Source organism: Sutterella sp. AM11-39 (genome assembly GCF_003472385.1).
GTDB lineage: Bacteria > Pseudomonadota > Gammaproteobacteria > Burkholderiales > Burkholderiaceae_F > Duodenibacillus > Duodenibacillus intestinigallinarum.
Genome location: NZ_QRLV01000001.1, coordinates 93817 through 119618, shown reverse-complemented (window position 1 = coordinate 119618; position 25802 = coordinate 93817). Strand labels below are relative to the sequence as shown.

Genomic DNA, 25802 nt, shown 5'->3' with positions numbered 1-25802 from the left:
GTTATCTCTCGGGCCGTTTGTCTGCGAGGTGCCGGACAGACACCTCGCGGGATGACGATGCGCAATTAGCGACGGATCAGCAGGATGGGAACGTCGCCCTGAGCTGCGATACGAGTAGCGGTCGAGCCCATCACTGCGCTCTTAAAGCGTCCGTAGCCGTGGCTGCCCATCACCACCAGGTCGAGCTTCTTTTTCTTCGCAAATGCAGCGATTTCGTCGCCCGGGTTGCCCACGAGGCAAACTTCCTTGGGCGTGAGACCGGCCTTGGCTAGAATCGGACGGATCGGGTCGACAGCTTCGCCAAACTCCTTCTTCTGCAGTTCGAGCACTTCGCTTTCGGACAGTGCCGGAAGTGCCATGCCTGCCATGTCGGGCATCACAGCGCCGGCGTAGTCACTGGCGACGTTGATCAGATAGAACGAGGCGCCTTCACCGAAGAGTTCCTTGTGACGCACGAGGTACTTGACTGCAGCCACGCCGAACTTGGAACCGTCAACGGCGATGCCTACGCGCATGGCGTCCGTTTCGGGAACGGCCTTGTTGCGCACGATCAAAATCGGGTTCTTGGTACGGGCGAGAACACCGTTGGTCACAGAACCAAGGAAGAGACCTGCAAGAGCGGTGCGGCCGCGAGAGCCCATGATCACCAGATCGGCATCAAGGCGCACAGCCTCTTCTGCGATCTTTTCGGACGGATCGCCTACCATGAAAGCTTCGGTCACCGTGATGTGCTTGTCGGCCAGGAACTTGCGAGCCGGTTCAAAAATCTTTTCCGCTTCTTCTTCGTAGTAGCGTGTGAGCGAATCCTTACCGACCAGGCGTGCGGCACGGGCGGGCAGAGGATCAAGCACGACCAGAAGTTCAATTTCGGGGGTCTGACCCAGAAGAGACGTGCGGGAGGCTACAAAGGACAGAGAGTTTTCGCTGTAGCTGCTGCCGTCGATAGGAACGAGAATTTTCATACGTCTATTTCCTTTGTTCTTTCTTGAGTGCGGCGCCCGAAAAGCGTCGAGCTCACTCACTAAATGAAGAAAAAACCGAAACGGTTTGGCGCGGACTGTGGTTGCTCGCTCACCAAAATACCTTCTTCGATCATAGCGCAGTTATAAACGGATGCGGCGGCGAATATGGTGTTTTTTCCGGCTGCCGCGGTTATAACTGCGCGATTTACGGGTTACTACTTGCGAATGAGCATCACCGGTACTTCGCCCTTGGCCAGAAGTCTCATGGCCGTTGACCCGAGAACGGCACTCTTGAAGCGTCCGTAGCCGTGGGTGCCCATCACCATCAGATTGAGCTTCTTTTTCTTGGCGACTTTGGCAAGTACGTCACCCGGCGTGCCTTCGACGCAAACCTTCTCATATTCGATGCCGGCCTTGTCAAGCATCGGTACGATATCTTCGGTGGCTTCGCGGTATGTCTCTTCCTTAATGGCCTCCAGATCCGTGCCTTTGAGCGGCTGCGGCGCACCGGTGGAGACGCCTGCAAGAAGCGTGAGACTGATGTCGCTTGTGACGTGAATCAGATAAAACTTGGAGTCCTTTCCGAAGAAGTCGAGATTGTTGAGTATGTATCGCACGACGGCTTTGCTATGCGGCGAGCCGTCAACGGCGATGCCCACACGCATGCCGTCCTTTTTCGGAATCAGGTCGGAGCGAACGATCAACATCGGCACCTTGGTGCGGGCGAGCACGCCGCGCGTGACGGAGCCGAGGAAAAGCCCCTTGAGGCTCGAGCGGCCGCGCGACCCCATGACCACGAGGTCAGGTTTGGTGCGATCGACTTCGTCGGCGATACCCTCGGACGGATCGCCGACGACGTAGACTTCCTCAACAGGAAGGTCTTTGCCTTTGAGGAACTTGCGGATGGGCTTGAAGATCTTTTCAGAACAATCCTTGTAATAGCCCTCAAGTGTTTCACGCTCGATAAAGCGCAGGGCACCGGCCGGAATCTGCGGCACGACGGAGAGCATTTCGATTTCGGGCGAGCCAGCAAGGAAGCCTTCACGCGAAGCAAGGAATTCAAGTGCGTGGTCGGTATAGATGCTACCGTCAACGGCAATCAGGATTTTCATAAGCACCCCTTCTCAAGCGTCGGGGCTTATTGGCTGCAGCTCGTTTTGAGAAACAAACTCGAAACAGTGATAGCCGCGCCGGATAGCCTCATCGTGACGCCTTCTGTCGAGTTGATAAGCGAAAAGTTTTTTCTTTTTCTACTTCGATATTAGCGCATCACGCGGGTTTTGCAAGCAAAGAGAAAAGAATTTGAAGACGGGCCGAATCTGCGCAACAAATGAAGTTTGATATGGAACTCGGCCTCCTCCTGGAAAGCCCGACAGAGAGCGGATTGGTCGGGAGGAAAAAAAGACGGCGGGCAGCGCCGAAACGACAACGCTGCCCGCATGAAAGGACGGTTAGTTTCTGAGACTGTGAATCGGAGCCGGGATGCGACCGCCGAAGTCAATGAACTTCTGCGAGTCACCGCCCGGAACACGAATGATGGAAGCTTCGCCGAGAAGGCCGCCGAACACCGCAACGTCACCCACTGTTTTGCCCGGCACCGGGATGATGCGCACGGCTGTGGTCTTGCTGTTGATCATGCCGATGGCGGCTTCGTCGGCAATCATGGCCGAGATGGTTTCGGCAGGCGTATCGCCCGGGATGGCGATCATGTCAAGCCCCACCGAGCACACGCAGGTCATGGCTTCGAGTTTTTCCATCGTGAGAGCGCCGGAGCGGGCAGCCGCTTCAATGGCACTGTCTTCGCTTACCGGAATGAAGGCACCCGACAGGCCGCCGACGTGGCTTGATGCAAACACGCCGCCTTTTTTCACGGCGTCGTTGAGCATGGCGAGGATGGCCGTTGACCCCGGAGCGCCGATCGAAGACAGCCCCAGCGTCTGGAAGATTTCACCGACGCTGTCGCCGACGGCAGGCGTCGGAGCCAACGAGAGATCGGCAACGCCGAAGGGAATGTCCATGGCCTTGGCAACGCCGCGGCCGATCAGTTCGCCCACACGCGTCACTTTGTAGGCGGTGTGCTTGATGACTTCGGCGATTTCTGAAAGGGTGAGCTTGCGTCCCGACTCTTCAATGGCGCGCTGCAGGGCTTTGTTGACAACACCGGGGCCCGAGACGCCGACGTCGATCACCACATCGGGTTCGCCTACACCGAGATAGGCGCCCGCCATAAACGGCACGTCCTGAGGAATGTTGCAGAACACCACAAGCTTGGCGCAGCCGATGCCGTCTCGGTCGGCCGTTGCATTGGCCGTTTCCACGATTTTTTGGCCCATGAGGCTTACGGCATCCATGTTGATGCCGCTCTTGGTCGAGCCCACATTGATCGAAGAGCAGATGCGATCGGTTGTGGCCAAGGCTTCAGGCAGTGCATTGATGAGATTGCGCTCGCCCGGCGTCATGCCTTTTTCCACCAGTGCGCCGAAGCCTCCGACGAAGTCCACGCCGACTTCTTTGGCGCATTCGTCGAGGATGCGGCAGACGCGCACCATCTGATCGGTCGAAAAGCCTGCGCAAACCGTGCCGATGGCCGAGACGGCGATGCGCTTGTTGACGACGGGAATACCGTAGCGGTCGCCCACGCCGTTGCAGGTTTCCACCAGACGTTTGGCGTACTTGAGGATCTTGCTGCGCACTTTAAGTTCGAAGACGTCGAAATCGTGGCTCGCGCAGTCGAAGAGATTGATGCCGAGCGTCACCGTGCGCACATCGAGATGCTCGCTGCGAAGCATATTGATAGTCGAAAGGACCTCGCGTTCAGTCAGCATGTTTGTTTGGCTCCGTTTTGAAATTCGAAAAAAATGCGATCGCCTCAGATGACGGTGACGCGATGGACGGCTTCAAAGATGTCTCGGTGTTGCATGGTAAGCGACAGGCCGAGCGACTTGGCGCGCTCCAGAAGCACGCGATGCAGGCTGCGCGTATCGAGATCCGTGGGGATAGAGACTTCAAAGACCTGCATGGAGCTTCCTTCGCCGATCGGGAAGGCTCGCATCGAGGAAATGTTGATCTGTTGCGCGCCGAAGATATGAGAGAAGGTCGCGACGATGTCGTTTCGGTCCGGCCCGTAGACAGAGATCACGAAAGGTTCACTCGGCACCGGTTCGCCCGAAGGCTCTTCGTAGTCGCGCGTGACGATGGTCAAGCGCATCTTTTTGAGGGCGACGGCCTTTTCGATTTCCGCGTTGAGCGTTTCGTTGGAGAGTTCCTGCGGCTTATCCACAAGGTAGATACCGGCAAATTGTTCGTGCAGGGTCGATTGGGTCATTTCGCGGATATTGCAGCCCAGACGAGTGATCACTGAAGAGATGCACGCAATGACGCCGGGTTGATCCAGGCCGATGACGGCCACTACAACCTCATGGTTAGACATGAAAGATGCTCCTAAAAAGAGATGAGGAGAGCGAAAGCCTTCCGTGCGGGAAGACTCTGGCAGGGTGATGCAGTCAGAATACCACAGGCTGGCAAAGGCAAACGCCGCACCTCGGTGCAGTGCGAGGAAATCAGGAGGTTTGCAAACGAGCAAAAACAGCCAAAGCGTTGTGTGTGCTCAGGGTGGCGGCCTCGTCAAGGGGGAGGCTGCGGATTTGCGCGGCGGCTTCAAGCACTTCGATAAGATCGACGGCGCGGGCAATTTGAGCACCTTGCGCGCGGCGGTTTGCCGTGAGCATAAAGGGCGCATCGGTTTCCAACACGAAGGCGTCTTCGGGGAGTCTGGCAAACACTTCGCGAATGCGTTTGGAGCCTGGATAAGTCAAAGAAGGGCCGAAACCGAGCTTAAAACCCTTGGCGAGAGCCTGTCGCGCCTGTTCGTAGGAGCCCGCAAACGCGTGAAGTACGCCAGTAACCGCCGAATGTTTCAAAAGCGGTAAAACATGCTGTAGCGCTTTGCGGCTGTGTACGCTCACGGGCAGCCCGGCCTTTGCAGCAATCGCGAGCATGTGCTCGAAAAGTTCCAATTGTGAGTCAAGCGGCAGAGCGCAGGCTTGCGGATAGAGGTCAATGCCGATTTCTCCCACGGCACACAAAAAGGGATCTTTTTGCGCCTCAGAAATCGCTACTTCAAGGGATCGAACTTCTTGCGCGACCTGTTCGGGGGTTTGGAGAAGCAAAGGATGAATGCCCAACGCATAGCCGAACTGCAGTTTGCAGGCTGTGCGTTGCACATCCTCAAAGTCGCCCGAGTGCGTGGCGCAGACTAACGCTTGAACCAGTCCCCGCTTTCGTGCCTGCAAAATGTCGTCACTCGCCAAGGACGATTCGGCGAAGTGACAGTGCGTGTCGATAAGCGGGAACATGTCGGATTGCCTGCAAAATTAAACGCCGGAGACTTCTTCGATGACGCCGGCGGCCAAACGCAGCACCCGATCGCAACGCGAGGCAATTTGCAGATCGTGCGTGACGATGACAACGGCCGTGCCTTTTGCTTTGGCGGTCTTGACCAGACAGTCGAATACTTCAAGAGCGGTGTCTTGATCGAGATTGCCGGTGGGTTCATCGGCAAGGATACAGGAGGGGTCGGCAACCATTGCGCGCGCAATGGCGGTGCGCTGGCGTTCGCCGCCCGAGAGTTGGCTCGGAAGATGTGTAAGGCGCTCCGAAAGCCCCAGCACTTCGAGTGCGGCTTTAGCTTTGGCAAGCGCTTGCTCTTTGGGCGTGCGCCGAATCAAGAGCGGCATGGCTGCGTTTTCAAGCGCTGAGAATTCCGGCAGAAGGTGATGGAATTGATACACGAAGCCCAGCGAGTGGTTACGCATGTCGCCGAGTGCCTTGTCCGAAAGTGTTCCGATGTCCTGCCCGCATATGAGAACGCGCCCGCTGTCGGGCACATCCAGGCCTCCCAGAATGTGCAGCAGGGTCGACTTGCCCGAACCGGATGCGCCGACGATGGCGAGTACCTCGCCGGGGGCCGCCGCAAACGTCACGCCGGAAAGAACGTCAATGGAGTGTCCCGTACCGTCGGAAAAGCGTTTGCAGACGGCTTGAGCTTCAATAGCGTACTTATTCATAACGAAGCGCCTCGGCAGGACGCGTGCGGGCGGCACGCCAAGAGGGATAGAGCGTTGCAATCAGACTCATGGCAAAACTCAGAACGGCAATGGGAACAATGTCGCTTGCGCGCGGGTCAGATGGCATGGAACTGATGAAGTAAATTTCCTTGGGCAGGAATTCGACGCCGAGGATGCCTTCGATAAATGGCACGATGACGTCCAGATTGCAGGCGATCAAGAGCCCCAGACTGACGCCGACGGCAACACCCGTAAAGCCCACGATGCTGCCCTGAATCATGAAAATGCGCATGATTGAGCCGGGACTTGCTCCGAGTGTGCGCAAAATGGCAATGTCGGATTGCTTTTCCGTCACTGTCATCACCAGCGTCGATACCAGTCCGAAAGCGCCCACCAACACGATCAAAAAGAGAATGATCGACATCATGGTCTTTTCCACCTGAACGGCGGCAAACCAGGTGCGGTTTTGCATTGTCCAATCGGTGGCGTACCAACCTGAGGGCAAATGTTGACGGATGGAGCGCACGACGGCCGGAGCTTCGTTCATGTCGGAAAGTTTCAGACGTATGCCGGTGGCTCCGCCCGTACGAAAGAGCGTAGCGGCGTCTTTGACGTTTATGACGCACAAAGTGCTGTCGAATTCGTAGTGTCCCGAATCAACGAGCCCCATCACCGTCATCTGCTTCATGCGCGGCACGAAACCCGCGGGGGTGACATTGCCTTTAGAGACGATGAGCGTTACCTTGTCGCCGGGACCGACGCGAAGCTGTCGTGCGAGATCACGCCCGAGAATGATGCCGAAACTGCCGGCCTTGAGGTTGTCGACCGAGCCCATGCGCACGGCCGACGGAATCTCGCTCACCGAAGGTTCGGCAGCCGGATCTATGCCGCGAACCATGGCACCTTGGACGCCCGCTCCTGCTGAAAGCAAAGCCTGGCCGGAGACAAAGGGGGCTCCGGCTACGATGCGGCTTTCGGCGACTTTAAGCGTGCCGAGTGTATCCTGCCAGTTGCCGACACTGCCCGCGAGGTTATAGACCTCGGCATGGGACAGTACGGAGAGCATACGGTCGCGCACTTCTTTCTGAAAGCCGTTCATCACCGAAAGCACGATGATGAGCGCCATAACTCCCAGAGCAATGGAGGCGACAGAAATGCCCGAAATAAAGCTCATGAAACCGTCTTTGCGACGGCCGCGTCGGCCGGCTCTCGTGTAGCGCAGGCCAACGGCAAGTTCAAACGGAAGAGCCAAGATGTTTTCTCGCGAAATGGTTATTGTTCAAGCGCAACGTCTACGGGAACGGCGCCCAGTTTTTCAGTAAGGACCGATGACGGAATACCGACGATATAACCGCGACGGCCGCCGTTGATAAAGATTTCCGGTAGCTCAAGAATTGTTTTTTGAATGTAAACGGGCATTTTCTTGCGGGTGCCGAAGGGACTCGTGCCGCCGACCATGTAGCCGGAATTGCGCTGAGCCTGTTCAGGCTTGCAGGGCGTGACGCTCTTGCAGCCGATCTGCCGCGCGAGATTTTTCGTCGACACTTCACAATCGCCGTGCATGAGAATTACCAAAGGTTTTGCCGACTCATTTTCCATAATGAGCGTCTTGATTGTGGCGTGCTCGTTAAGTCCCAGGGACTCACTCGCCTTGTGCGTACCGCCGTGCTCGACATAGTCGTAAGAGAATTCTCGAAACGTCACCCCGTGGGCTTTGAGCCATTCGGTTGCAGGGGTGGCACTTTCGTGTTTGGCATGCTTGGCCATCGGTTACCTTTCTTGTCAGAGTGAAAAGTCCGCAAGACGCAGCCATTGTGCGACGGCAGCGAGCTCCGGCGCGCCCAAATAGGCCTGCGGACGAAATGTTTCGGGTTTAAGGATATCGAATCGAGCCAGTTGAGCGGAAGCACACACTCGGTGACAGCCGATCAGAATCGGAAAGGGGTTGTTTGCGAGCGCTTGTCCTACGGCACGGGCGGCAGCCGGATTGCCTGTTGCTTGCGCCACCTGCGAATAGCTCATCCATTGTCCTGGTTCAATGCGGCTGACAATGTCGAGAACACGGCGCGTAAAGTCCGGCAGTTTTCGGAAGACTTGTGTGGCAAAGAGCGTCTCGCGCAGTTCCTCAGAAGTGGCTTGCGGCACAGTGAGTACAGCTTCGAGTTGTTGCATTGCGTCTGCAATGGCAAGCGGGGCTGGTGACGGCGCTTGTATGGAGGCAATCGTCGGACAAATGCTTGCGAGTTCACCGTTTTCTTCCCGAAGGACGATTCCGCCCCAGGGGGCTGGCATTGAATAGAAGTTGCGGTTATCCATGGCGGTGCTCCTTTTGGGCTCGTGCAGCTTCAAGGTCACTGTCCCAAAGGCCTCGGGGCATCGGGAAAGCCACGTTTTCTTCGTCGCCGTCCTGCGTGGTGACGGTAAGCGACGGGTATGCCGAGCGAAGTCGCTCGATGACCTGTTGCACCAGAAATTCGGGAGCGGAGGCGCCGGCTGTGATGCCTACAGTGCCGATGCCTTCGAACCAGTCCTCCTGCATGTCCGCGGCCGTATCGATCAATTTCGCCGTGCAGCCGTGTCGTTCGGCCACTTCACGGAGTCGGTTGGAGTTGGAGCTGGTAACAGAGCCAACGACCAGTACGAGGTCGCAGGCATCAGCTAGACGTTTTACGGCGTCCTGGCGATTTTGTGTGGCGTAGCAGACGTCGTTTTTCTTCGGCTCAGTGATGGACGGGAATTTGGATTTAAGCGCCGAGATCACTTCGGCGGCGTCGTCAACGGAAATCGTGGTTTGTGTTACGTAACTCAAATCGTCGGACGTGCTTTCGAGCTCAAGCGCATTGACGCCGTCGACGGACTCGACCAGATAGATACCTTCGTCAATTTGCCCCATTGTGCCTTCGACTTCCGGATGGCCGGCGTGGCCGATCATGATGATTTTCTTGCCGTTGTTGTGAAGCTTGACGACCTGACGGTGCACTTTGGTGACCAAGGGACACGTGGCGTCGAAAATGCGCAGAGGGCGGGCATGCGCTTCGTCCGAGACGCTGCGGGGAACGCCGTGGGCTGAAAAAATAAGCGTCGCACCGTCGGGAACCTGCGAGATGTCGTCAACGAAGATGGCGCCCTTGGCCTTGAGTTCTTCGACAACGGTGCGGTTGTGGACAATCTCATGGCGAACGTAGAGCGGCGCGCCGTAAACCTCAATGGCGCGGGAGACGATTTTGATGGCGCGCTTGACGCCGGCGCAAAAACCACGAGGTTGAGCGAGGATGACTTGCATAAACACGATGAGATAAAAGTTACGAAGGTGCGGGCATCATTATCGCAAACCGTTGGTCGGCTACGTGGGCAACACACGGAGTTGTACGATTTGTAGCAATGTCGAAACATTGGTTGCCATGTCCTGCGTGCTCGAACCTCCTGCACTTTCGTACGGTTGGGGGACTTGCTTGGACAGACACCGACACTTTGGCTACAAACGTCTACCCATGAAGCGGTTTGACATGCAAACGGGAATCCCGCGCTAACTGAGCCGTGAAAAAGGAAGCTCGTTTCTGTTCTTGTTTGGAAATTCTCTTCAAATTCAGTAGAATGCCGCTCCGCGACAAAAGCAGACGTCTTCCTTTGTGAGGAGGCCGAATCTCAAAAGATCTTTGCCAGATGCTTGGCAAGGATTCTTTTTTGTCGTATAATCACGTTCTTTCGATTTTCGCGCTCACGCTTTTGATATGAAACGGCGAAGCGTGAAGCGTTTTTAACTTTTTTCTTATTACGGGAGTTAGCGATGGCACGAGTGTGTCAAGTCACCGGCAAGTCGCCGATGGTCGGCCATCAAGTCTCGCACGCGAACAACAAGACCAAGCGTCGTTTCATGCCGAACCTGCAGTATCGTCGCTTCTGGGTCGAGAGTGAAAACCGTTGGGTCCGCCTGCGTTTGACGACGGCTGGCCTGCGCACTGTCGATAAAGTTGGTATCGATGCGGTTCTCGCGGATCTTCGCGCCCGCGGCGAAATCTAATATTGGAGATTGAACCATGGCAAAGGGTGCACGCGAAATTATCAAGATGGAATCGACTGCCGGTACCGGCTATTTCGTCACCACGACGAAGAACAAGAAGAATTCCACGGGCAAGCTCGAACGTAACATGTACGATCCGGTTGCTCGCAAGCACGTCAACTTCAAGGAAGTCAAGCTCCGTTAATTCGTTGCTGAGTCTTCCTGTCGAAGAGGAATCTCCGGCGGTGACGTCTAAAGCCGTTGTGTCTGATGAGGATGCAGCGGCTTTTTTGCGCTTGTTTTTCAGTGCATCCGAAACGGCGAATCCAAACTCTGAAATAAAAAACTCTGCCGTCTCGCAAGGAAACGACAGAGTTCGGATTCAAAGAATTATTTGCCGAGTTAAGGCATCTGGATCTTGCCGGAAGAAGGCGGTACCCCGAAACCGGGAGAGCCGGGGGTGACGATCTTGCTGGCTGCTTCACGGCGCATTTCTTGCAGACGTTCGAGCGTCTGACGCACGCCTTCCTTAGCGGCTTCGCCGTACTTAGAAACAGCTTCGGCGACGCTGGCGGCAGGGATGTCAAAAGAGATCGGAAGCGGGCCCATCTGAGTCATGATCTGCACTTCGCCGGTAAAGATCGGGGCGCGCGTCGGGTCCTTCGCGCCTTCGGGCGTGATCGGCGTGAGCACATGGATGGTGCCCATCTTGCGGTCGGTCACGATTTCTTCGGTGTACAGGTTGGCCGCGTCCATGTCGGCGCTGAGGTTGTCAAGATCAGCCATTGTTGAAAAGCAATCCACAAAAGAAGTTGATCGAAATACGGATGCAAGGGATGCCCTTTCCATCCGTCTTCCCGCCTATATGGGGATGGAGCGAGACAATATCAAGTACTGCGCAAAGCAAAACCGCAGCACGGACGGCTGCGGCTTGTTTGTGTGAGGAACCGAAGGATTAGCGGTAAACCATCACGGGAATCTTGGAGTGGGTGAGAACCTTTTGCGTTTCACTGCCAAGAAGCACAGCTGCCAGGCCCTTGCGACCGTGGCTGGCCATGAAGACGCAGTCGCAGTTTTGCTGTTGACTCGTTTCGATCAGCGCTTCAGCCGGCGAGAAGGATTTGACGGCAACGGTTTCCACGGGCACACCCTCCTTGTCGAAGATGGCGCGTGCATCCGCGAGGCGCTCTTCGGCCACGGCACGCATTCTTTCGTCATAGTCGTCGATCGATTCGGGACGGTATTCGGAAAGGGAGGTGTAGCTGTAGGGTTCGATTACGGTGATCAAAACAACGGAGGCACCCAGAGGCTTGGCAAAACGGGCAGCGCCGCGCACGGCCTCAATCGAAAGGGGGGATCCGTCAGTGGGAACGAGAATGCGTTTGTACATTTTTTGATTGACTCCGTTGGTCTGGTGCTTGCATTGTACTATTCGGCGGCGAGTTTGCTTGATGCTGCTTCGGAGAGAATGCGCAGAACTTCGGCGGCAAGCCGTAGTCCGACGGCAGCCGTTACCGGCATGGCCGTACCGAAGTTGGCAAATTCGGGGCCTCGATCGGCAACCGCACTTTTAATGGCCTGTTGAGTGCTGAAGACCGCCGTGATACCGAATTTTCGGATCTTTTTGGGATCTGATGCGCCGGCAGGAAAGCCGTAATCCTTGCGCAAAACGGTGCGCAATTTGGATAAAAGCGCGTCGCCCTGAGTGCGCGAAAGGTCAGCCGCCGTCACGGCGCCCGGATCGGTTTTTCCGCCGGCGCCGCCGCTTACCACGATCAGTCGATTGTTTTGGCGAGCCCAGGCCGACAGAGCGGCTTTGGCGGCCAGCGAATCAATGGCGTCGACGATGATTGCCTCAGGAGGAATCACAACACTCAGATTGTCGGCGTCAATGAAGTGCTCAATGGGGCGGAAATTGCCTTCAGGATTGATTGCGGCAAAGCGCTGGGCAAGTACGGCGGCTTTGGCTTGTCCCAGCGTGTTTTCCAGAGCCGGCAGTTGTCGGTTGATGTTGCTTTCGGCCACCGTATCGCCGTCAACCAACGTCAAAGTACCGACACCGCTGCGCGCCAACGCCTCGGCGCACCAGCTGCCGACGCCGCCCAAACCCACCACGCAGACGTGAGCTGCGGTGATGGCCTCAAACGCAGCTTGCCCGTAGAGTCTCTCAATGCCGCCGAATCGACGGCTGTCTTTCGGGTTCATCAGGCGTCCTTTTTGTCGGAAGTCGTACTGGCTTCCGGGGCAGTTTCCGTGCCTTGCTTGGTGTTGTCGATCAGCACCTGAGGTTCCGCCGCTCGACCGCTCTTATTTTTGCGGACGAACCAGGTGAAGAACACCGGCACAAAGATGGTGGCGATGAAGGTTGCTGCGAGCATGCCGCCGAAGACGCCCGTACCCATGGAATGGCGGGCGGCAGCACCCGGACCCGTGGCAAACACGAGCGGCATCACGCCCAGGACGAATGCCAGAGAGGTCATCAGAATCGGGCGCAGACGCAGGTGGGCGGCTTCAATGGCGGCGTCAAAGACGCTCAGGCCTTCCTCCATCTTCAATACGGCAAATTCCACGATCAGAATGGCGTTCTTGGCCGTCAAGCCGATCAGCACCAACAAACCGATCTGGAAGTAGATGTCGTTGGCCGCGCCCCTGAACCAAAGCGAAACGAAGGCGCCCAATACGGCGTAGGGAATCGCCAGCACCACGGCAATCGGAAGCGACCAGCGCTCGTAAAGAGCAGCCAGAATCAGGAAGATGATGATCAGACCGAAAAAGATAGCCGTCGACGAGGAAGCTCCGATTCGTTTTTCGTGCCACGCCTGACCGGTCCATTCAATGCCGTAGCCTTCGGGGAGAATTTCTTCGGCAATTTCTTCCACGATGCGGATGGCTTCGCCCGAACTGACGCCTTCAACCGCCGCTCCCATGAATTGTGCAGCCAGATAGCCGTTCATGCGGCGAAGCGAATCGGAGCCGGAGATGCGGCTTACTTTTAGAAGCGAACCTAGCGGCACCATCTTGCCCGAAGAGGCTTTGACCCAGGCACGCCCGAAGTCTTCAGGAGTTTGGCGAGACTCAGCATTACCCTGGATGATGACGCGATAGGTGCGGCCGTTACGCGTGAAGTCATTGACGTAGTTGCCGGCAAAGAGCGTTGAGAGCGTATCGTAGACCTGGCTTGTCGAGATGCCCAGACGCATGGCCTTGTCTTCATCGAGCTCAACTCGCAGCATCGGAATATTGGCGCGCAACAACGTGCGCAGACTGGTCAATTCCGGTCTTGCAGCCAAAGCGGCCATGAAGTCGTCCGTGACTTGCTTTAAGGCGGCAGGATCATCATTGCCGCGCGCTTGCAAAAAGCCCGTAAAGCCGTTGGTGGAGCCGAGACCGCGAATGGATGCGGGTAGCGTGGTCACCGAGACGGAATCGGCACTTTTATCCGCAATGGCCTGCATTTCTCGGCGCAGTTGCGCAGAGTCTTTCTCGCGCAAATCCCAATCGACAAGGCGAACGATGTATGTGGCGGTATTGGGACGGATGTCGCTTGCTTGCGTGTCGAAGCCGGTCATCACCAGAATGCTCTGAACATTGTCCAGATTTTCAGTAATGTCTTTGCGAACTTTTTCGGTTTCCTGAACAGTTCGGTTAAAGGACGTACCGTCGGGCAGCTGCATGCTCATACGGATAATGCCCTGGTCTTCGTTTGGCACGAAGCTCGTGGGCGTTGATTTGACGAACTGCCAGCAGCCGGCAATCACGGCAACCAACAAAACGGCCGTCAGAAACCTAAACCGCAGAGCAAGCTTTACGAACTGCAGATAACCGAACGTAAAACGTGACAAGCCGTGGTTAAAGCCCTGAAAGAATCGATTGGTACTGGGCTTTTCGTTTTTCAGAAGCACGGCGCACAAGGCGGGTGTCAAAGTCAGAGCCACAAAGCCCGACAAACAGACGCTCACAGCAATCGTGATGGCAAATTGTCGGTACAGTTCGCCCGCAATGCCGCCCAAGAATGCCACAGGCGTGAACACGGCCGACAGCACGAGCACAATGGCGATCAAGGCGCCGGCTACTTCCTTCATGGCCTTTTTGGCAGCCTCAACCGGGCTTAACCCTTCGTAGCGCATCAAACGCTCAATGTTTTCCAACACCACAATGGCGTCGTCAACCACGATGCCGATGGCGAGCGTCATGGCAAAGAGCGTTAGCGTATTGAGTGAGAAGCCCATGACCCAAAGGCCGGCCATGGTACCCACCAGGGAGACCGGGACAGCGAGCATCGGGATGAGTGTCGTTCGCAGGTTTTGCAGAAACAGAAACACCACGATTAACACCAAAAGACCGGCTTCGCCCAGAGTCTTAAGCACTTCGTGCAAGGAAGCTTTCACGAACACCGTCGTGTCGTCGGTGATTTCATGCGCGATTTTGCCTTCGGGGTAATCTTTGGCAACGCGATCCAGTTCGGCTTTGACAGCCTCGGCGGCAGCCATGGAGTTGGCGCCGGTCTGCAGATAGATACCGATCGTAATGGACGGTTTACCGTTAAAAACGTTCACGGTTTCATAACTGCGCTTGCCGACTTCCACATCGGCGATGTCGCGGATTCGGATGGGCGAACCGTTGGCGTCGTTTTTAATGATGGCGTCGCCGAATTCGGCTGTTGTCAAACGACGGCCGGGACTTTGCGTGGTGTAGTAGAGCTGTTGCGTGGAAGTTGTCGGCATGCCGCCGATGGTACCCGCACCGCGTTCCATATTTTTGTCGTCTACAGTGTCTTCGACGTCCTGAACCGTTACGCCCATACGAGCCATTCGCTGGGGGTCAAGCCAGATACGCATGGCGCTTTCGGTATTGCCGAAAATGTTCACGTCACCGATGCCGGGCAAACGTTTCAGATAGTCGACAACATTCAAAAGGGCGTAGTCAGCCACTTCCGTCGGCGTCAGAGAGCCGTCGGGAGAGTACATCGCCACCATCATCAACACTTCATCGGAGCGCTTGCGGACGTTAACGCCGTTTTGGCGAACTTGCTCGGGTAGGCGACGCTCGGCCGTACGCACGCGGTTGTTGATTTCGAGCATGGCGTAGTTCGGGTCGGTGCCGACATCGAACACACACTGAATGCGCACTTCGCCGTTTGCACGAATGGAGGTGGTGTAATAGATGAGGCCTTCAATGCCCGAGAGCTGATCTTCAATCGGTGCGGCCACTGTACGGGCCAGCGTCTGGGCGTTGGCGCCTTCGTACTGAGTTGAGATGGTGACGGTTGGAGGGGTGATATTGGGGTACTGCGACATAGGCAGTACGCGCATGGCAACAATACCGGCCAGAACGATCAGAATGGACAGAACGGTGGCAAAAATTGGGCGTCGAATACAAAGGTCACTGAGCATTTTGTTTCGCAACCTCCGCCGTTACTTCTTTTCAACAAGCGTGACAGGCTGCTTGTCGCGCACACGTTGAATCTGATCAGTCACGACTTTGTCTCCGGCTTCGAGCCCCGAAAGAATGATCCAGTCCGTGTCTTTCCAGAGGCCGACTGTTACGGGAACCGCGCGAGCAACGTCGCCGCGAATGACGTATACCTGATAAGTCCCGTCTGGCTTTTGAATGACGGAGCGCTGCGGTACGCGTATCGCGTGTTTTTCAACGCGCGTTTGGAGTTGAACGTGCACAAACTGACCGGGAACAACGCCCGGCGTTCCGGCCGGTACTTTGGCGCGCATCATCAGCGATGCGCTTGTGGGGTCAATCTGGCGAGCAACATAATCAAGCTTGGCGTCCACTGTCTTTCCGTTGTCCAGACGCAAGCGCACTTTGTTGTCGAGAGAGATGGTCGCGCCATCAAGGTCGCGTTCGCTCACGGCAAACACAATGCGCATTTCTTCGGGCTGCGTGATCGTAGCCAGAAGCGTATCGGTGGCGCTCACGAGCGTGCCGGTATTGACAAGCGAGCGACTCACGATGCCGTCGCTGGTGGCTTTGACGGCGGTACGCTCCAAATTGATGCGGGCGCTCTCTTCATTGGCCCTGGCCATGCGAAGGTTCGCAACGCGAATGTCTACGGCGCTTTGCGCATCGTCCCAGGTTTTTTTGCTGGTGGCCTTGGATTCGTAGAGCCGCTTGTATCGCTCGGCTTCACGCCGTTCCTGCACAAGTTGCGCTTCAACTTGCTTGCGTTCGGCGACGGCAGCGTTGTAGGCGGCACGATACGTATCTTGATCAATCAAAAAGAGCGTATCGCCTTCTTTGACGCGATCGCCTTCCTTGTAGGCAATTTTTTCGAGGATGCCGGAAACTTGTGCGCGTACCTCGGCTTGCTTAACACCTTCGGTTTCGCCCAGCGCTTCGACCCAGATGTTTTCATCGGCGATCGTGGCAGTGACGTAAGTGACGGGAATCGGCGGACGTTGCACCTGGACAGCCTTTTTTTCCTGGCATCCCGTAAGCAACAGAGCGGAACACATCAGTCCGGCGCAAGCGGCAAAACCCGCACGAGCGAAAAAGCGAGGCAATAAAGTCATGTTGTTTTTGAGAACAACGCCGCCGAGCCCGCGTGCACAGCGCACCCGAGCCGTTGACAACGCCGTTTGAGCATATGAATTTGTAAGACTTAACTGACTAGTCGGGGTGAATCCTATATTGTGCCGAGCTTTGCGGGCAAAATGGGACGCCCAAAGCAGTAGTAACCCTTGATTTTAGAGACTTGATTGAGATCAGTGTAGTCGGAAGCTGCCAAAAATAGGTCAATTGACATCCTCCCACCGACTCACGACGGGGGATTCCTGCTGGCTGGCATTGCCTGCTGCAAGTTGGTTTCTGTTGCTGATCCCCAACGGGATTCACTTCACAGACGATCCGAGCCTGCCCGGCTCTTCCTTAGGATATTCCCTGCGGCTACAACGTCTGCATTGGACGTGTGGCCGCATTTCACACAACAAAACAATGCTTGCGTAGGCCGGTTTTCACTTGCTATATGCCCGCAGTGCGGACATGTTTGACTTGTGTACTGCGGTGCCACAGCATCCACATACCCTCCCGCTTTGAAAACCTGCCACTCAAGAATGCGCCGGAAAGCTCCGGGGGCAACGCGCTGCAAAGAACGGTTCAAGCCGCTTTTTGCCTTGACGTTGCTTCCCGGCTCCTCAATCGTTCCCCGGGCGCTTTTCGTCATATTCCGAACTTGCAGATCCTCAATTGCCACCCAGCCATACTTCTGCGCTATGGCTCTGGCAGTCTTGAACATGAAGTCCTTGCGGATATTGCGAATGCGCCGGTGCAAGTTGGCAATCTTTTCTTTCAGTCTCCTGCGCTTACGGCTCGGGACTTTCTTGTCAAAGTCAGCCGCCTTGCCCAGTTTTGCCAGTTTCTGCCTTGAGGTTTTATTACTCTCAAGCTGCTTCTGGTAAACCGCGATTCTGTCTTCGAGCTTTTTTATCTCGTTTACGTCCAGCCGATAGACCGTGCCGTCACTTAACTGGACGGTACGGACAATGCCAAGGTCAATGCCGACCTCACCGTTTCGCGTTGCCTGTGGCTGAAAATTCTCAATCTCCGTACAGACGGACACGTACCAGCGCCTGGCTTCAATGGAAATTGTGAGATTTTTGACTTTTCCCTGAATGTCGCGTGATTTACGATACCGTACAAACCCGATTTTGGGAATGCGGATGCGGGCGTTGGCTTCGTCAAAGTCGCCTTTTAGAAGCTGAGGCAGACGAAACGAGTCACCGTCACCACGGGCCTTAAACTGGACCATGCCGCCTTTGTGCTGTTTAAAGCGCATCAGTCCGCGGTCAAGATCCTTGAGTGCCTGCTGCAAAGTCTGGGCCGGTGATTCAGACAACCAAAGACTGGAATCGTCTTTTTTCCAGCCAACCAGCTGAGAGGCTAGTTCCTTGTAGGAGACAAACGGCTGTTTGGTTTCAAGCTGCCGAAGCTGAATTTCAACTGCCTTGTTATAGACGTATCGGCAATTACCTACAAACTGAGCACACTTAGCCCGCTGTTCGGGCTTCAGAATGAGTTCGAATTTGTAGGCGCAGTTGACTTTCATGCGTGAGATCTTACTAAAGAATATGATTTTTGTATACTTTTACCAAATCTCAACGCCATTCATCCACCAGCTCACGCAGGCGGTCTTCTGGCGTTAGTTAGATAATTTCAGTAGCTCGCTCAAGCCACTTGCGAGCGCGAGGGCTCAAAAGAGGCATGAGTTCTTCGCGTACTCGATTGTGATAGTCGTTGACCCAGTTGATTTCCACCGGTGTCATCATGGCGGTTTTGATGAGCCGCGTCTCGATCGGTGCCAGAGAAAGCGTTTGCATGCGTAGCATCGGTTGCATGGCTGAAAGCATGGTTTCGTCAACCACGGGGGTCACCAGGTTTTCCGTGCGGATACCGTATTGCCCCGCACGATAAAGTCCGGGTTCGTTGGAAAGCACAAGTCCCGGGACGACGCGGGAGTTTTCTTTGACAGGAGCTCGGGGGGAAATGCTCACGGGGCCTTCATGTACAGAAAGGAAAAAACCCACGCCGTGACCTGTACCGTGCCCGAAATCGGCTCCGATCTCCCACAGGGGAGCGCGCACGAGCGTATCGAGCTGACTGCCGAACACGCCCTTCGGAAAAACGGTGGTGGCAAGAGCAATGTGTCCTCTCAGAACGGCTGTGAAATCTGACTTCATGGCGTCCGTGGCGCGACCGATCAGAATCGTACGGGTGATGTCGGTGGTGCCGCCTTCGTATTGGCCGCCCGAGTCGATCAAAAGCAGAGTGTCGGCGTCCGACTGCAGGTTGGCATTGTTGCCCGTGAGCGGGTTGTAGTGCGGTAGAGCCGCATTGGCGCCGAACGCGACGATAGCGGGGAAGCTGTCACAGACAAAGCCTTTGCGCTTGGCGCGTTCCGCGTGCAGCATCTCGGCAAGTTCCTGCTCTGTGGGCGTTTCGCCATCCCAGAGCATTTCATCGAGTCGGGCGAAAAACTCGCATAAAGCGGCTCCGTCTTGTCGCATTGTTTCCTTTAAAAGCTCAAGCTCAGCCTTGTTTTTGCGGCTTTTTAACAGTGCCGTAGGACGCTCTCCGGCTACGACATAAGCGGAACTTTCCTGCTCCAAAAGGGCGTAGACGGCGTGGTTGACGGCGTCGGCGTCAAGAAGCACGCTGTGCCCGTTGAGGTGCTGTGCGATGTGTGCGCGACGGTCGGAGTAGGCGATAACGGAAATGCCGCTCGCCTTGAGATGTTTCTTCACGTCGTTCGTTTGGATTTTCTTCGGATCTACGTAAAGCGTGACATCGTCGTCCGTGACGAGGAGATAAGCCGTGAAAACAGGAGTGCAGGCGATGTCGCTGCCGCGCAGATTGGTGAGCCAGGCAACGTCTTCAAGCGTGCCGAGTAAAAGCGAGTCGGCGCCTGCCGCATGCACGGCTTTGCGAACCTTTTCGAGCTTACGGGCGACAGACTCCTGAGCGTTCGTAAAGACCGAGATAGGAGCGGAGTCCGGATGGGGACGGTCTTTCCATACGTGATCGGTCACGGAAATGTAGCCCGTCAAAATCATTCTGCGTTCGGCAAAAGCGATTTCAAAGCGACGGAAGTCGTTTTCGGAAATGGTAAGCGGATCGCAGCCGACCTGTGCATTTTCCGGAAGGTTCTCACAGAGCCATTGACGAGCGTTGGGGACGCCTTCCGCACCGAAACGCATGAGCTCGATTCCGGAGTCTTCAAGTTGTCGTGCAGCTTGCTCCCAATAGCGACTGTCGGTCCAAAGAAGGGCTCGATCGGCCGTTATGACCATGCAGCCGTATGATCCCGTAAAGCCCGAAAGATAACGCAGAAACATCCAGTGTTCGGGCAGGTGTTCGCTCAGATGGGGATCAGCGGATGTAACGAGCCAGGCGTTTAGCCCAAGGAATTGAATTTCGTCGCGCAGCGCTTGCAAGCGTTCGGTAACAGAGGTAGACATAAGAAATCGGTTCTCCAAAAAAGACCTTGTGGTCTTGGCACATCCATTCTAGGAAGTTGAACGCGGAAAAGCGGCCGAAGAAATGAAAAACGCCGTCGAAACGGATCGGCGGCGCATCGTTGTAGTGGGTTGCTGCGTCAGAAAAGCTTAATGATCTGGATCGTGAGCGGCATTTCCACAACGCCGTCGTGAGAGGTTTCGCTGCCCACATCAACGCTCACCAGACGCCAGCCTGCATCGCGCATCTCGATTAAAGTCGCCTGCACATCGAACTCAGGGCAGGAAAACACGATTTCATTGAGCGCGCGTTGCGCTGACAGAGGTTGCATCGAGGTGCAGGTGAGTTGTTTGCGGTCGCCCGCTTCCATGAGTACCGACAGGTTTTTGGTCTCAGGGCGAGACTCGGTATCGATGGCTTGGCCTTCGATACCGGACTGCCCGGCGCAGCCCGCAATAAGCGCGGCGACCGCGGCAAGAGCCGCGGTGCCGAAGCGAAATGAAAAAGTAGATTGGCAAGCGATCATAGTGCTGATTTTAGCGGCGGCGCATGCGCAGAATCATGCCGGGCGGCAAATTTGAACTCACTGACTCAAATCGCGAGTCCGAATAGGCCGTTTTCGGCGCGCGCTGCACTGTTGACTTGATATTCGAGGCATTGCCGCGACGGCGTTCCTGACCGAATCGGTTGTTTTCAGGATCACGACGGTTGTCCGTGCGAAGAGTTTTGTTGCGCTGGTGTGAACGGAAGTTGCCGGGCATCGTTTGGGGCAGGAAAATTGCCTGATTTTCCGGAGCAAAGGGATCGGCCGGCTCCCACGAGGCGCGCGAAGAACGACGATCATTGCCCGGAGTGCCCCGACGTGCGGGACGAGCCTTACTGACGACGTTGCGCTCGTTGGTGCGTTGGGTATTCTGTGCGGTCTGACCGTTGTTTCCACGGACGTCAGGATTCGGTTCGCGACGCGTACGACGACTCTTGGTGACTTGCGGTTGCTGCACTTCAGTCGCCTTTTGCCGCGGTTTGCGGCGAATTTTCTTTTCGAAGCGTTCGTCGGGATTGTCAGATAGTCCGGCGGCCTGTGCTTCGAGCTTGACGGCTTCGTGCACTTCCTTGGCAACTTCGGTTTTGGCGGGTTTTTCTTTGCGCTGCTTGCGGCGGGAGTCTCGCAATTTTTCAAGTTCGCGCTTGCGTGCGGCATCGCGTTCCTTTTCGTCGGCGACGATGTCTGCGGGCGGTTCGCCTTCGTAACCTTCGGCCTTTTTGAGATCAATGCGCTTTTTCAAGAGCTTTTCAATGGCCGACAGCAGATCCTTTTCATCGTCGCTCACGAGACTCACGGCGTGCCCGGGAACGCCCGCGCGCCCCGTGCGGCCGATACGGTGCACATAGTCTTCGGCGACATTGGGCAATTCGTAGTTGATGACGTGCGGGAGCCCTTCAATGTCAAGGCCACGAGCAGCAATGTCGGTTGCCACCAGCACACGAATGGACTTGTCTTTGAAGCCGGCAAGCGCTTTGGTGCGTGCCGATTGACTCTTGTTGCCGTGAATGGCGGCAGCGACGATGCCGTCTTTTTCAAGCTGGGAAGCCAGACGATTGGCCGTGTGTTTCATGCGGGTAAAGACAAGTACCTGATCCCACTGATTGTCCACGATCAGGTCGCGCAACAACTCGCGTTTGCGTTTCTTGGCGATGCTCCAGGCTTCCTGAGAAATCAGCGTGCTTTCCTTGTTCTTGGCAATTTCGACCGAGACGGGATTGTTGAGGTAGGAGTCGGCGAGCTCACGAATTTCAGCGCTGAACGTTGCCGAGAACATCAGAGTCTGACGCTTGGCGGAAAGCAGCTTGACGATACGGCGAATATCGTGGATGAAGCCCATGTCGAGCATGCGGTCGGCTTCGTCGAGAATAAGAAATTCCACTTCGGAAAGGTCAACATTGAGTTGGCCGGCATGATCGAGCAGGCGGCCGGGGGTGGCGATGAGAAAGTCGCAACCTTTGAGCAGCGCTTCCGTTTGCGGACGAATGTTGACGCCGCCGAAAATCAAAACGGTGTTGAGCTCGGTTTGAGCGCAATATGCTCGAATGTTTTCATCTATTTGTGCGGCCAGTTCTCGCGTCGGCGCGAGAACAAGCGCACGCACTTTTTTTGCAGCTCGTGCTTTAGGTGCGGCGAGCATCTTCGAGATGACAGGCAGTGCAAAGGCAGCCGTTTTGCCGGTGCCGGTCTGTGCGGCCGCCAGGACATCGCGGCCGGATAAAAGGGCGGGAATGGCTTGTTGCTGAACCGGGGTGGGGGTGATGTAGCCGAGATCGGTTACAGCATCAACGACGGCCTTGGGCAGACCGAGTTCGGAAAAAAGATTGGTCACGGTTTTACTTATTTTTGGTAGAGACCGAATTTGTCGTCTATGGGTACAACAAAAGTGCGTACTTAGCTCGCCATCTAAAACAAAGTCGGGCTGAAAATTGGATCACGCGCGGCTCAAGCCTTCAGCGCCGGATAGGTCGGGCGCCCAATAGCCGCAATACTCACAGAGGCAGTTTCAAGCTCAAGGCTTCGGAGCACAGCAAAACCAGCATTTGAACAATGCAGGAAAAGGCGCAGATTTTAACGGGAAGACGAGTCTTTGTGCGTCAAACGGACAAATTTCTTTACGTCATAAAAACGGGATGCGGCAAGTTGAGTGGAAATGTGAGTATCCTTTTCGCCATGAGCACTTCCGAACCTACCTTTGTCAACGTCACCAACCGCAAGATCATCCATGTTGATATGGATGCGTTTTACGCGTCCGTGGAGCAGCGTGATCATCCGGAGTTGCGCGGCAAACCCGTGGCGGTGGGGCACGCCGATTCGCGGGGCGTAGTGGCGACGGCAAGTTACGAAGCCAGAAAATTCGGCGTGCACAGTGCCATGCCGAGCTCGCGAGCCAAAATGCTTTGTCCGCAATTGGTCTTTATCGAAGGTCGGATGAGTCACTACAAAGAAGTCGGCATGCAGATCCGCGAGATTTTTCACCGGTACACGGATTTGGTTGAGCCGATTTCGATCGACGAAGCGTATCTCGATGTCACAAATAACAAGAAGGGCATCGTTCTTGGCGTAGATGTGGCCAAGCGGATCAAGGTGGATATTCGCAACGAGTTGCACCTGGTCGCAAGCGCCGGCGTTTCCTACAACAAATTCTTGGCAAAGGTTGCCTCTGACTGGCGTAAGCCCGATGGGCTGTGCACGATTCATCCTTCGCGGGCTCAGCACTTCATTGAACAGCTCCCCATCAAGGCGTTTTGGGGCGTGGGTCCCGTGACGGAGGAAAAATTTCTCAAGATGGGAGTCAAGACCGGAGCGGATCTTTTGAAAATGCCCCTGGCCGAACTCGTGTCGCATTTCGGGCAAGCGGGCGTAACGTACTACAAGTTTGCGCGCGGCATTGACGATCGTCCGGTGCAGTCGGAGCGCGTCCGCAAGAGCGTGGGTTGCGAGGTGACATACGAAGTGGACATCCCGGATCGGGCTTTCGTTCTGGAAGAAATAGGAGTTCTTGCTGACGATCTGCTCAAGCGGCTCAACCGCAGTCGGTTTGTCGGCACAACATTGACGCTAAAGGTGCGGTTTTTTGATTTCCGCACCGTGACGAGAAGTCTGACGGCCGATGCCCCGTTGGTGGACAAAGACTCGATTGTTCGGGCTGCAACGGCTTTGCTCACGGACGTTGATATTCCGTCGCGTGGCGTTCGATTGCTGGGGCTATCGGTGAGTTCTCCTGTTGAAGAGCAAAACGAACGCCAGGGCGTGCTTTTCTGATCGTTTCCTTGGTCGAGAGTGCCGGAAGTGTCGCACTAACGTGGACAAATAGAAAAAATCTTCAACGCACTGAAGAAATTTTCAGTTTTGCGCTGTTTGACCTTGCCTGAAATTGGTTGACGGCTTTTGGCTATGTCCTGATTTGGTTGACACAAAATGCCTCTGATTACCTCCGCGCATACGGCTGCAGCGAAAGCACATTTGTCAACATGTGACTGAGCGGTCACATGTTGGTTTTTGCGTCTACAGGGATGTGCTTGAAAGAAACCGCATCAAAGAGTCCTTTGTCCGTTATGCGCAATTCTGGAATGACAGCGAGTGCCAGAAAGCTCAGCGCCATGATCGGGTCCACATTGTCGGCAATGCCGAACTCTTTGTGCGCCGTCTCTACGAGGTCAATTTTTTGATGAGCCACTTCTTTCCAATTTGCGGTTGTCATGAGTCCGGCAATTTCCAACTTCAATGATCGAACGACCTGACCGTTTCTCACCAAGACGATGCCGCCGCCGAACTGTTCCAGTGCGTTGACGGCAGCGAGCATATCGGCGTCGTTGTCGCCAGCGACGATAATATTGTGCGAGTCATGCGAGATTGTGGTGGCCAATGCGCCATTGAGTCGTTGGCCGGAAGCCAGAAGGCCTTTTACGAGCGATAAGCCGACGTTGCCGGTGGCGTGGTGTCGCTCAATGACCGCCACCTTGACGAGATTTCGGCAGGCTGCTACATCAACGAACCCGGCCTGGTCAACGACAACGGATTCGATCAACGACCTTGTGTTGAGGTCTCCGCCGGTAACGCCGATGATGCGGGCTTGTCTCGAAGGACAGGCAATCGCAAACGAGGTTTCCTGCAACGGGCGAATGCGGACGCGTCCGGTGACGGATGCGGGCAGTGATCCGGACGGTTGCGAAACAGTTTCCTCGTGTCGACGCCCGTTTTTGAAAACGGCGCGAACTGAAAAATCCGTCAGGTTTTCCAGTACGACCAGATCTGCGGCGTAGCCCGGAGCAACGGCGCCTTTGTGCTTGAAGCCGAAATGGCGCGCGCTGTTGATGGTGGCCATGCAGAGAGCTTCTTTCACCGCAACACCGTGAGCGACGGCGCACCGAACGGCATTGTTGATGTGGCCTTTGGTACTCACGTCGTCGGGCGATGCGTCGTCCGTACACAAGCAGAACATAGAACTGTTTTGCGGTGTGACGACAGATGCCAGGGCGCCAACGTTTTGTCCTGCAGAGCCTTCGCGCATGAAAACCGTCATGCCGCGGCTGATGCGCTCCAGCGCTTCTTTGGCGGTGCTGCATTCGTGGTCGCTGGAGACTCCGGCGGCAACGTAGGCTGAAAGTCCGTCGCCCTCGAGCATCGGAGCATGACCGTCGATGTGCTTATTTGCAACATGCGCCATCGTCAACTTTTCCAGCATTTCGCTGTCGCCGGACAGCACGGCAGGCACGTTCATGACTTCGGCTAAACCCATGACATCCGGGTTGTCAATCAAAGTGCGAAGTTCGTCGGCTGTCAGCGAGGCGCCCGAGGTTTCAAATGGTGTGGCCGGCACACACGACGGCAACATAAAGCGGATGTCAACGGCGGCATTCTTGGCATCTTGCAACATGAACCGAATGCCCTCGAGTCCGCATACATTGGCAATTTCGTGCGGATCGGCCACGATGGTCGTCGTGCCTTTGGAGAGGATCAAACGAGCAAATTCGGTCGGACGCAGCATCGAGGATTCGATATGCACGTGCGCATCGATAAAGCCCGGAACGAGTATGGCGTTTTCAAGATCAATTTCTGATTTTCCGTGAACTGCCAATTGCGGGCCGACATTGACGATGATGCCGTCAGCAATGGCGACATCACAATGGTCGACAAATGCTTTGGTGAAGACATTGAAGATGCGGGCATTTCGCAGCACCAGATCACATCCGGATTGTCCGAGTGCGCAAGCAATGCGGCGTTGCAGGGCGGCAGGAGAGAAAGAGGACTGGCGCATGGCAAAG

Annotated in this window: 23 protein-coding genes; 3 read left to right on the top strand and 20 right to left on the bottom strand. The window is 55.7% G+C overall.

Annotated elements, in window-relative coordinates:
• Nucleotides 1-65: 65 nt before the first annotated feature.
• The 10 genes from DW133_RS00580 to ispH all read right to left on the bottom strand — a co-directional run bounded on the left by DW133_RS00580 (nt 66) and on the right by ispH (nt 9311).
• On the bottom strand, nt 66-962 hold the full coding sequence (locus DW133_RS00580; protein ID WP_118274191.1) for a universal stress protein: 897 nt from the start codon (nt 960-962) through the stop codon (nt 66-68).
• A 215-nt stretch (nt 963-1177) separates the two neighbouring features.
• Nucleotides 1178-2074, bottom strand: coding sequence for a universal stress protein (locus DW133_RS00575; protein WP_118274189.1), 897 nt, complete (start codon nt 2072-2074; stop codon nt 1178-1180).
• Nucleotides 2075-2413: 339 nt separating this feature from the next.
• Nucleotides 2414-3787, bottom strand: a complete 1374-nt coding sequence (locus DW133_RS00570) for a PFL family protein (protein WP_118274187.1) — start codon at nt 3785-3787, stop codon at nt 2414-2416.
• 44 nt (nt 3788-3831) lie between these two features.
• Nucleotides 3832-4392: a glycine cleavage system protein R gene (locus DW133_RS00565; RefSeq protein WP_118274185.1), complete on the bottom strand. Its 561-nt coding sequence runs from the start codon at nt 4390-4392 to the stop codon at nt 3832-3834.
• Between the two features lie 130 nt (nt 4393-4522).
• Nucleotides 4523-5317, bottom strand: a complete 795-nt coding sequence (locus DW133_RS00560; protein ID WP_118274183.1) for a TatD family hydrolase — start codon at nt 5315-5317, stop codon at nt 4523-4525.
• Between the two features lie 18 nt (nt 5318-5335).
• Nucleotides 5336-6028 carry an ABC transporter ATP-binding protein gene (locus tag DW133_RS00555; RefSeq protein ID WP_199588765.1) on the bottom strand — a complete coding sequence of 231 codons (693 nt, stop codon included), beginning with the start codon at nt 6026-6028 and terminating at the stop codon, nt 5336-5338.
• On the bottom strand, nt 6021-7280 hold the full coding sequence (locus DW133_RS00550; protein ID WP_118274179.1) for a lipoprotein-releasing ABC transporter permease subunit: 1260 nt from the start codon (nt 7278-7280) through the stop codon (nt 6021-6023). Before DW133_RS00550 ends, DW133_RS00555 begins: the two co-directional genes overlap by 8 nt.
• Before the next feature lie 20 nt (nt 7281-7300).
• Nucleotides 7301-7795 carry an aminoacyl-tRNA deacylase gene (locus DW133_RS00545; protein WP_118274177.1) on the bottom strand — a complete coding sequence of 165 codons (495 nt, stop codon included), beginning with the start codon at nt 7793-7795 and terminating at the stop codon, nt 7301-7303.
• A gap of 15 nt (nt 7796-7810) precedes the next feature.
• Nucleotides 7811-8344 carry an MGMT family protein gene (locus DW133_RS00540; RefSeq protein WP_118274175.1) on the bottom strand — a complete coding sequence of 178 codons (534 nt, stop codon included), beginning with the start codon at nt 8342-8344 and terminating at the stop codon, nt 7811-7813.
• Complete coding sequence (ispH, locus tag DW133_RS00535) at nt 8337-9311, bottom strand: 4-hydroxy-3-methylbut-2-enyl diphosphate reductase (RefSeq protein WP_118274173.1); 975 nt, start codon at nt 9309-9311, stop codon at nt 8337-8339. The genes DW133_RS00540 and ispH overlap by 8 nt, the downstream gene beginning before the upstream one ends.
• Nucleotides 9312-9815: 504 nt before the next feature.
• On the opposite strand from ispH, the gene rpmB reads away from it, so the two are divergent.
• On the top strand, nt 9816-10049 hold the full coding sequence (gene rpmB / locus DW133_RS00530) for a 50S ribosomal protein L28 (protein WP_118274171.1): 234 nt from the start codon (nt 9816-9818) through the stop codon (nt 10047-10049).
• Between the two features lie 16 nt (nt 10050-10065).
• A complete protein-coding gene (gene rpmG / locus DW133_RS00525; RefSeq protein WP_118274169.1) occupies nt 10066-10233 on the top strand; it encodes a 50S ribosomal protein L33 in 168 nt (55 codons plus the stop codon).
• Nucleotides 10234-10430: 197 nt separating this feature from the next.
• Here the strand turns inward: rpmG and DW133_RS00520 are convergent, their stop codons facing one another.
• The 9 genes from DW133_RS00520 to DW133_RS00480 all read right to left on the bottom strand — a co-directional run bounded on the left by DW133_RS00520 (nt 10431) and on the right by DW133_RS00480 (nt 22366).
• Nucleotides 10431-10814: a hypothetical protein gene (locus DW133_RS00520; protein ID WP_118274168.1), complete on the bottom strand. Its 384-nt coding sequence runs from the start codon at nt 10812-10814 to the stop codon at nt 10431-10433.
• Between the two features lie 169 nt (nt 10815-10983).
• Complete coding sequence (locus tag DW133_RS00515) at nt 10984-11418, bottom strand: universal stress protein (protein WP_118274167.1); 435 nt, start codon at nt 11416-11418, stop codon at nt 10984-10986.
• A 38-nt stretch (nt 11419-11456) separates the two neighbouring features.
• Complete coding sequence (locus tag DW133_RS00510) at nt 11457-12233, bottom strand: ThiF family adenylyltransferase (RefSeq protein WP_118274166.1); 777 nt, start codon at nt 12231-12233, stop codon at nt 11457-11459.
• Entirely contained in the window at nt 12233-15421 is a 3189-nt protein-coding gene (locus DW133_RS00505) for an efflux RND transporter permease subunit (protein WP_118274164.1), read from the bottom strand. Before DW133_RS00505 ends, DW133_RS00510 begins: the two co-directional genes overlap by 1 nt.
• 21 nt (nt 15422-15442) lie before the next feature.
• Nucleotides 15443-16552 (bottom strand): efflux RND transporter periplasmic adaptor subunit, encoded by a 1110-nt coding sequence (locus DW133_RS00500; RefSeq protein ID WP_147408834.1) that lies wholly within the window; start codon nt 16550-16552, stop codon nt 15443-15445.
• A 323-nt stretch (nt 16553-16875) separates the two neighbouring features.
• A complete protein-coding gene (locus DW133_RS00495) occupies nt 16876-18084 on the bottom strand; it encodes an RNA-guided endonuclease TnpB family protein (RefSeq protein ID WP_118274160.1) in 1209 nt (402 codons plus the stop codon).
• Between the two features lie 97 nt (nt 18085-18181).
• On the bottom strand, nt 18182-19993 hold the full coding sequence (locus DW133_RS00490; protein WP_118274158.1) for an aminopeptidase P family protein: 1812 nt from the start codon (nt 19991-19993) through the stop codon (nt 18182-18184).
• A gap of 137 nt (nt 19994-20130) precedes the next feature.
• Complete coding sequence (locus tag DW133_RS00485; protein ID WP_118274157.1) at nt 20131-20517, bottom strand: hypothetical protein; 387 nt, start codon at nt 20515-20517, stop codon at nt 20131-20133.
• Nucleotides 20518-20527: 10 nt separating this feature from the next.
• Nucleotides 20528-22366, bottom strand: coding sequence for a DEAD/DEAH box helicase (locus DW133_RS00480; protein WP_199588764.1), 1839 nt, complete (start codon nt 22364-22366; stop codon nt 20528-20530).
• A gap of 341 nt (nt 22367-22707) precedes the next feature.
• Here DW133_RS00480 and dinB point away from each other — a divergent pair, with 341 nt between their 5' ends.
• Nucleotides 22708-23799: a DNA polymerase IV gene (gene dinB / locus DW133_RS00475; protein WP_118274649.1), complete on the top strand. Its 1092-nt coding sequence runs from the start codon at nt 22708-22710 to the stop codon at nt 23797-23799.
• A 223-nt stretch (nt 23800-24022) separates the two neighbouring features.
• Here the strand turns inward: dinB and ade are convergent, their stop codons facing one another.
• Nucleotides 24023-25795 (bottom strand): adenine deaminase, encoded by a 1773-nt coding sequence (gene ade, locus DW133_RS00470; RefSeq protein ID WP_118274153.1) that lies wholly within the window; start codon nt 25793-25795, stop codon nt 24023-24025.
• Between the last annotated feature and the right edge of the window lie 7 nt (nt 25796-25802).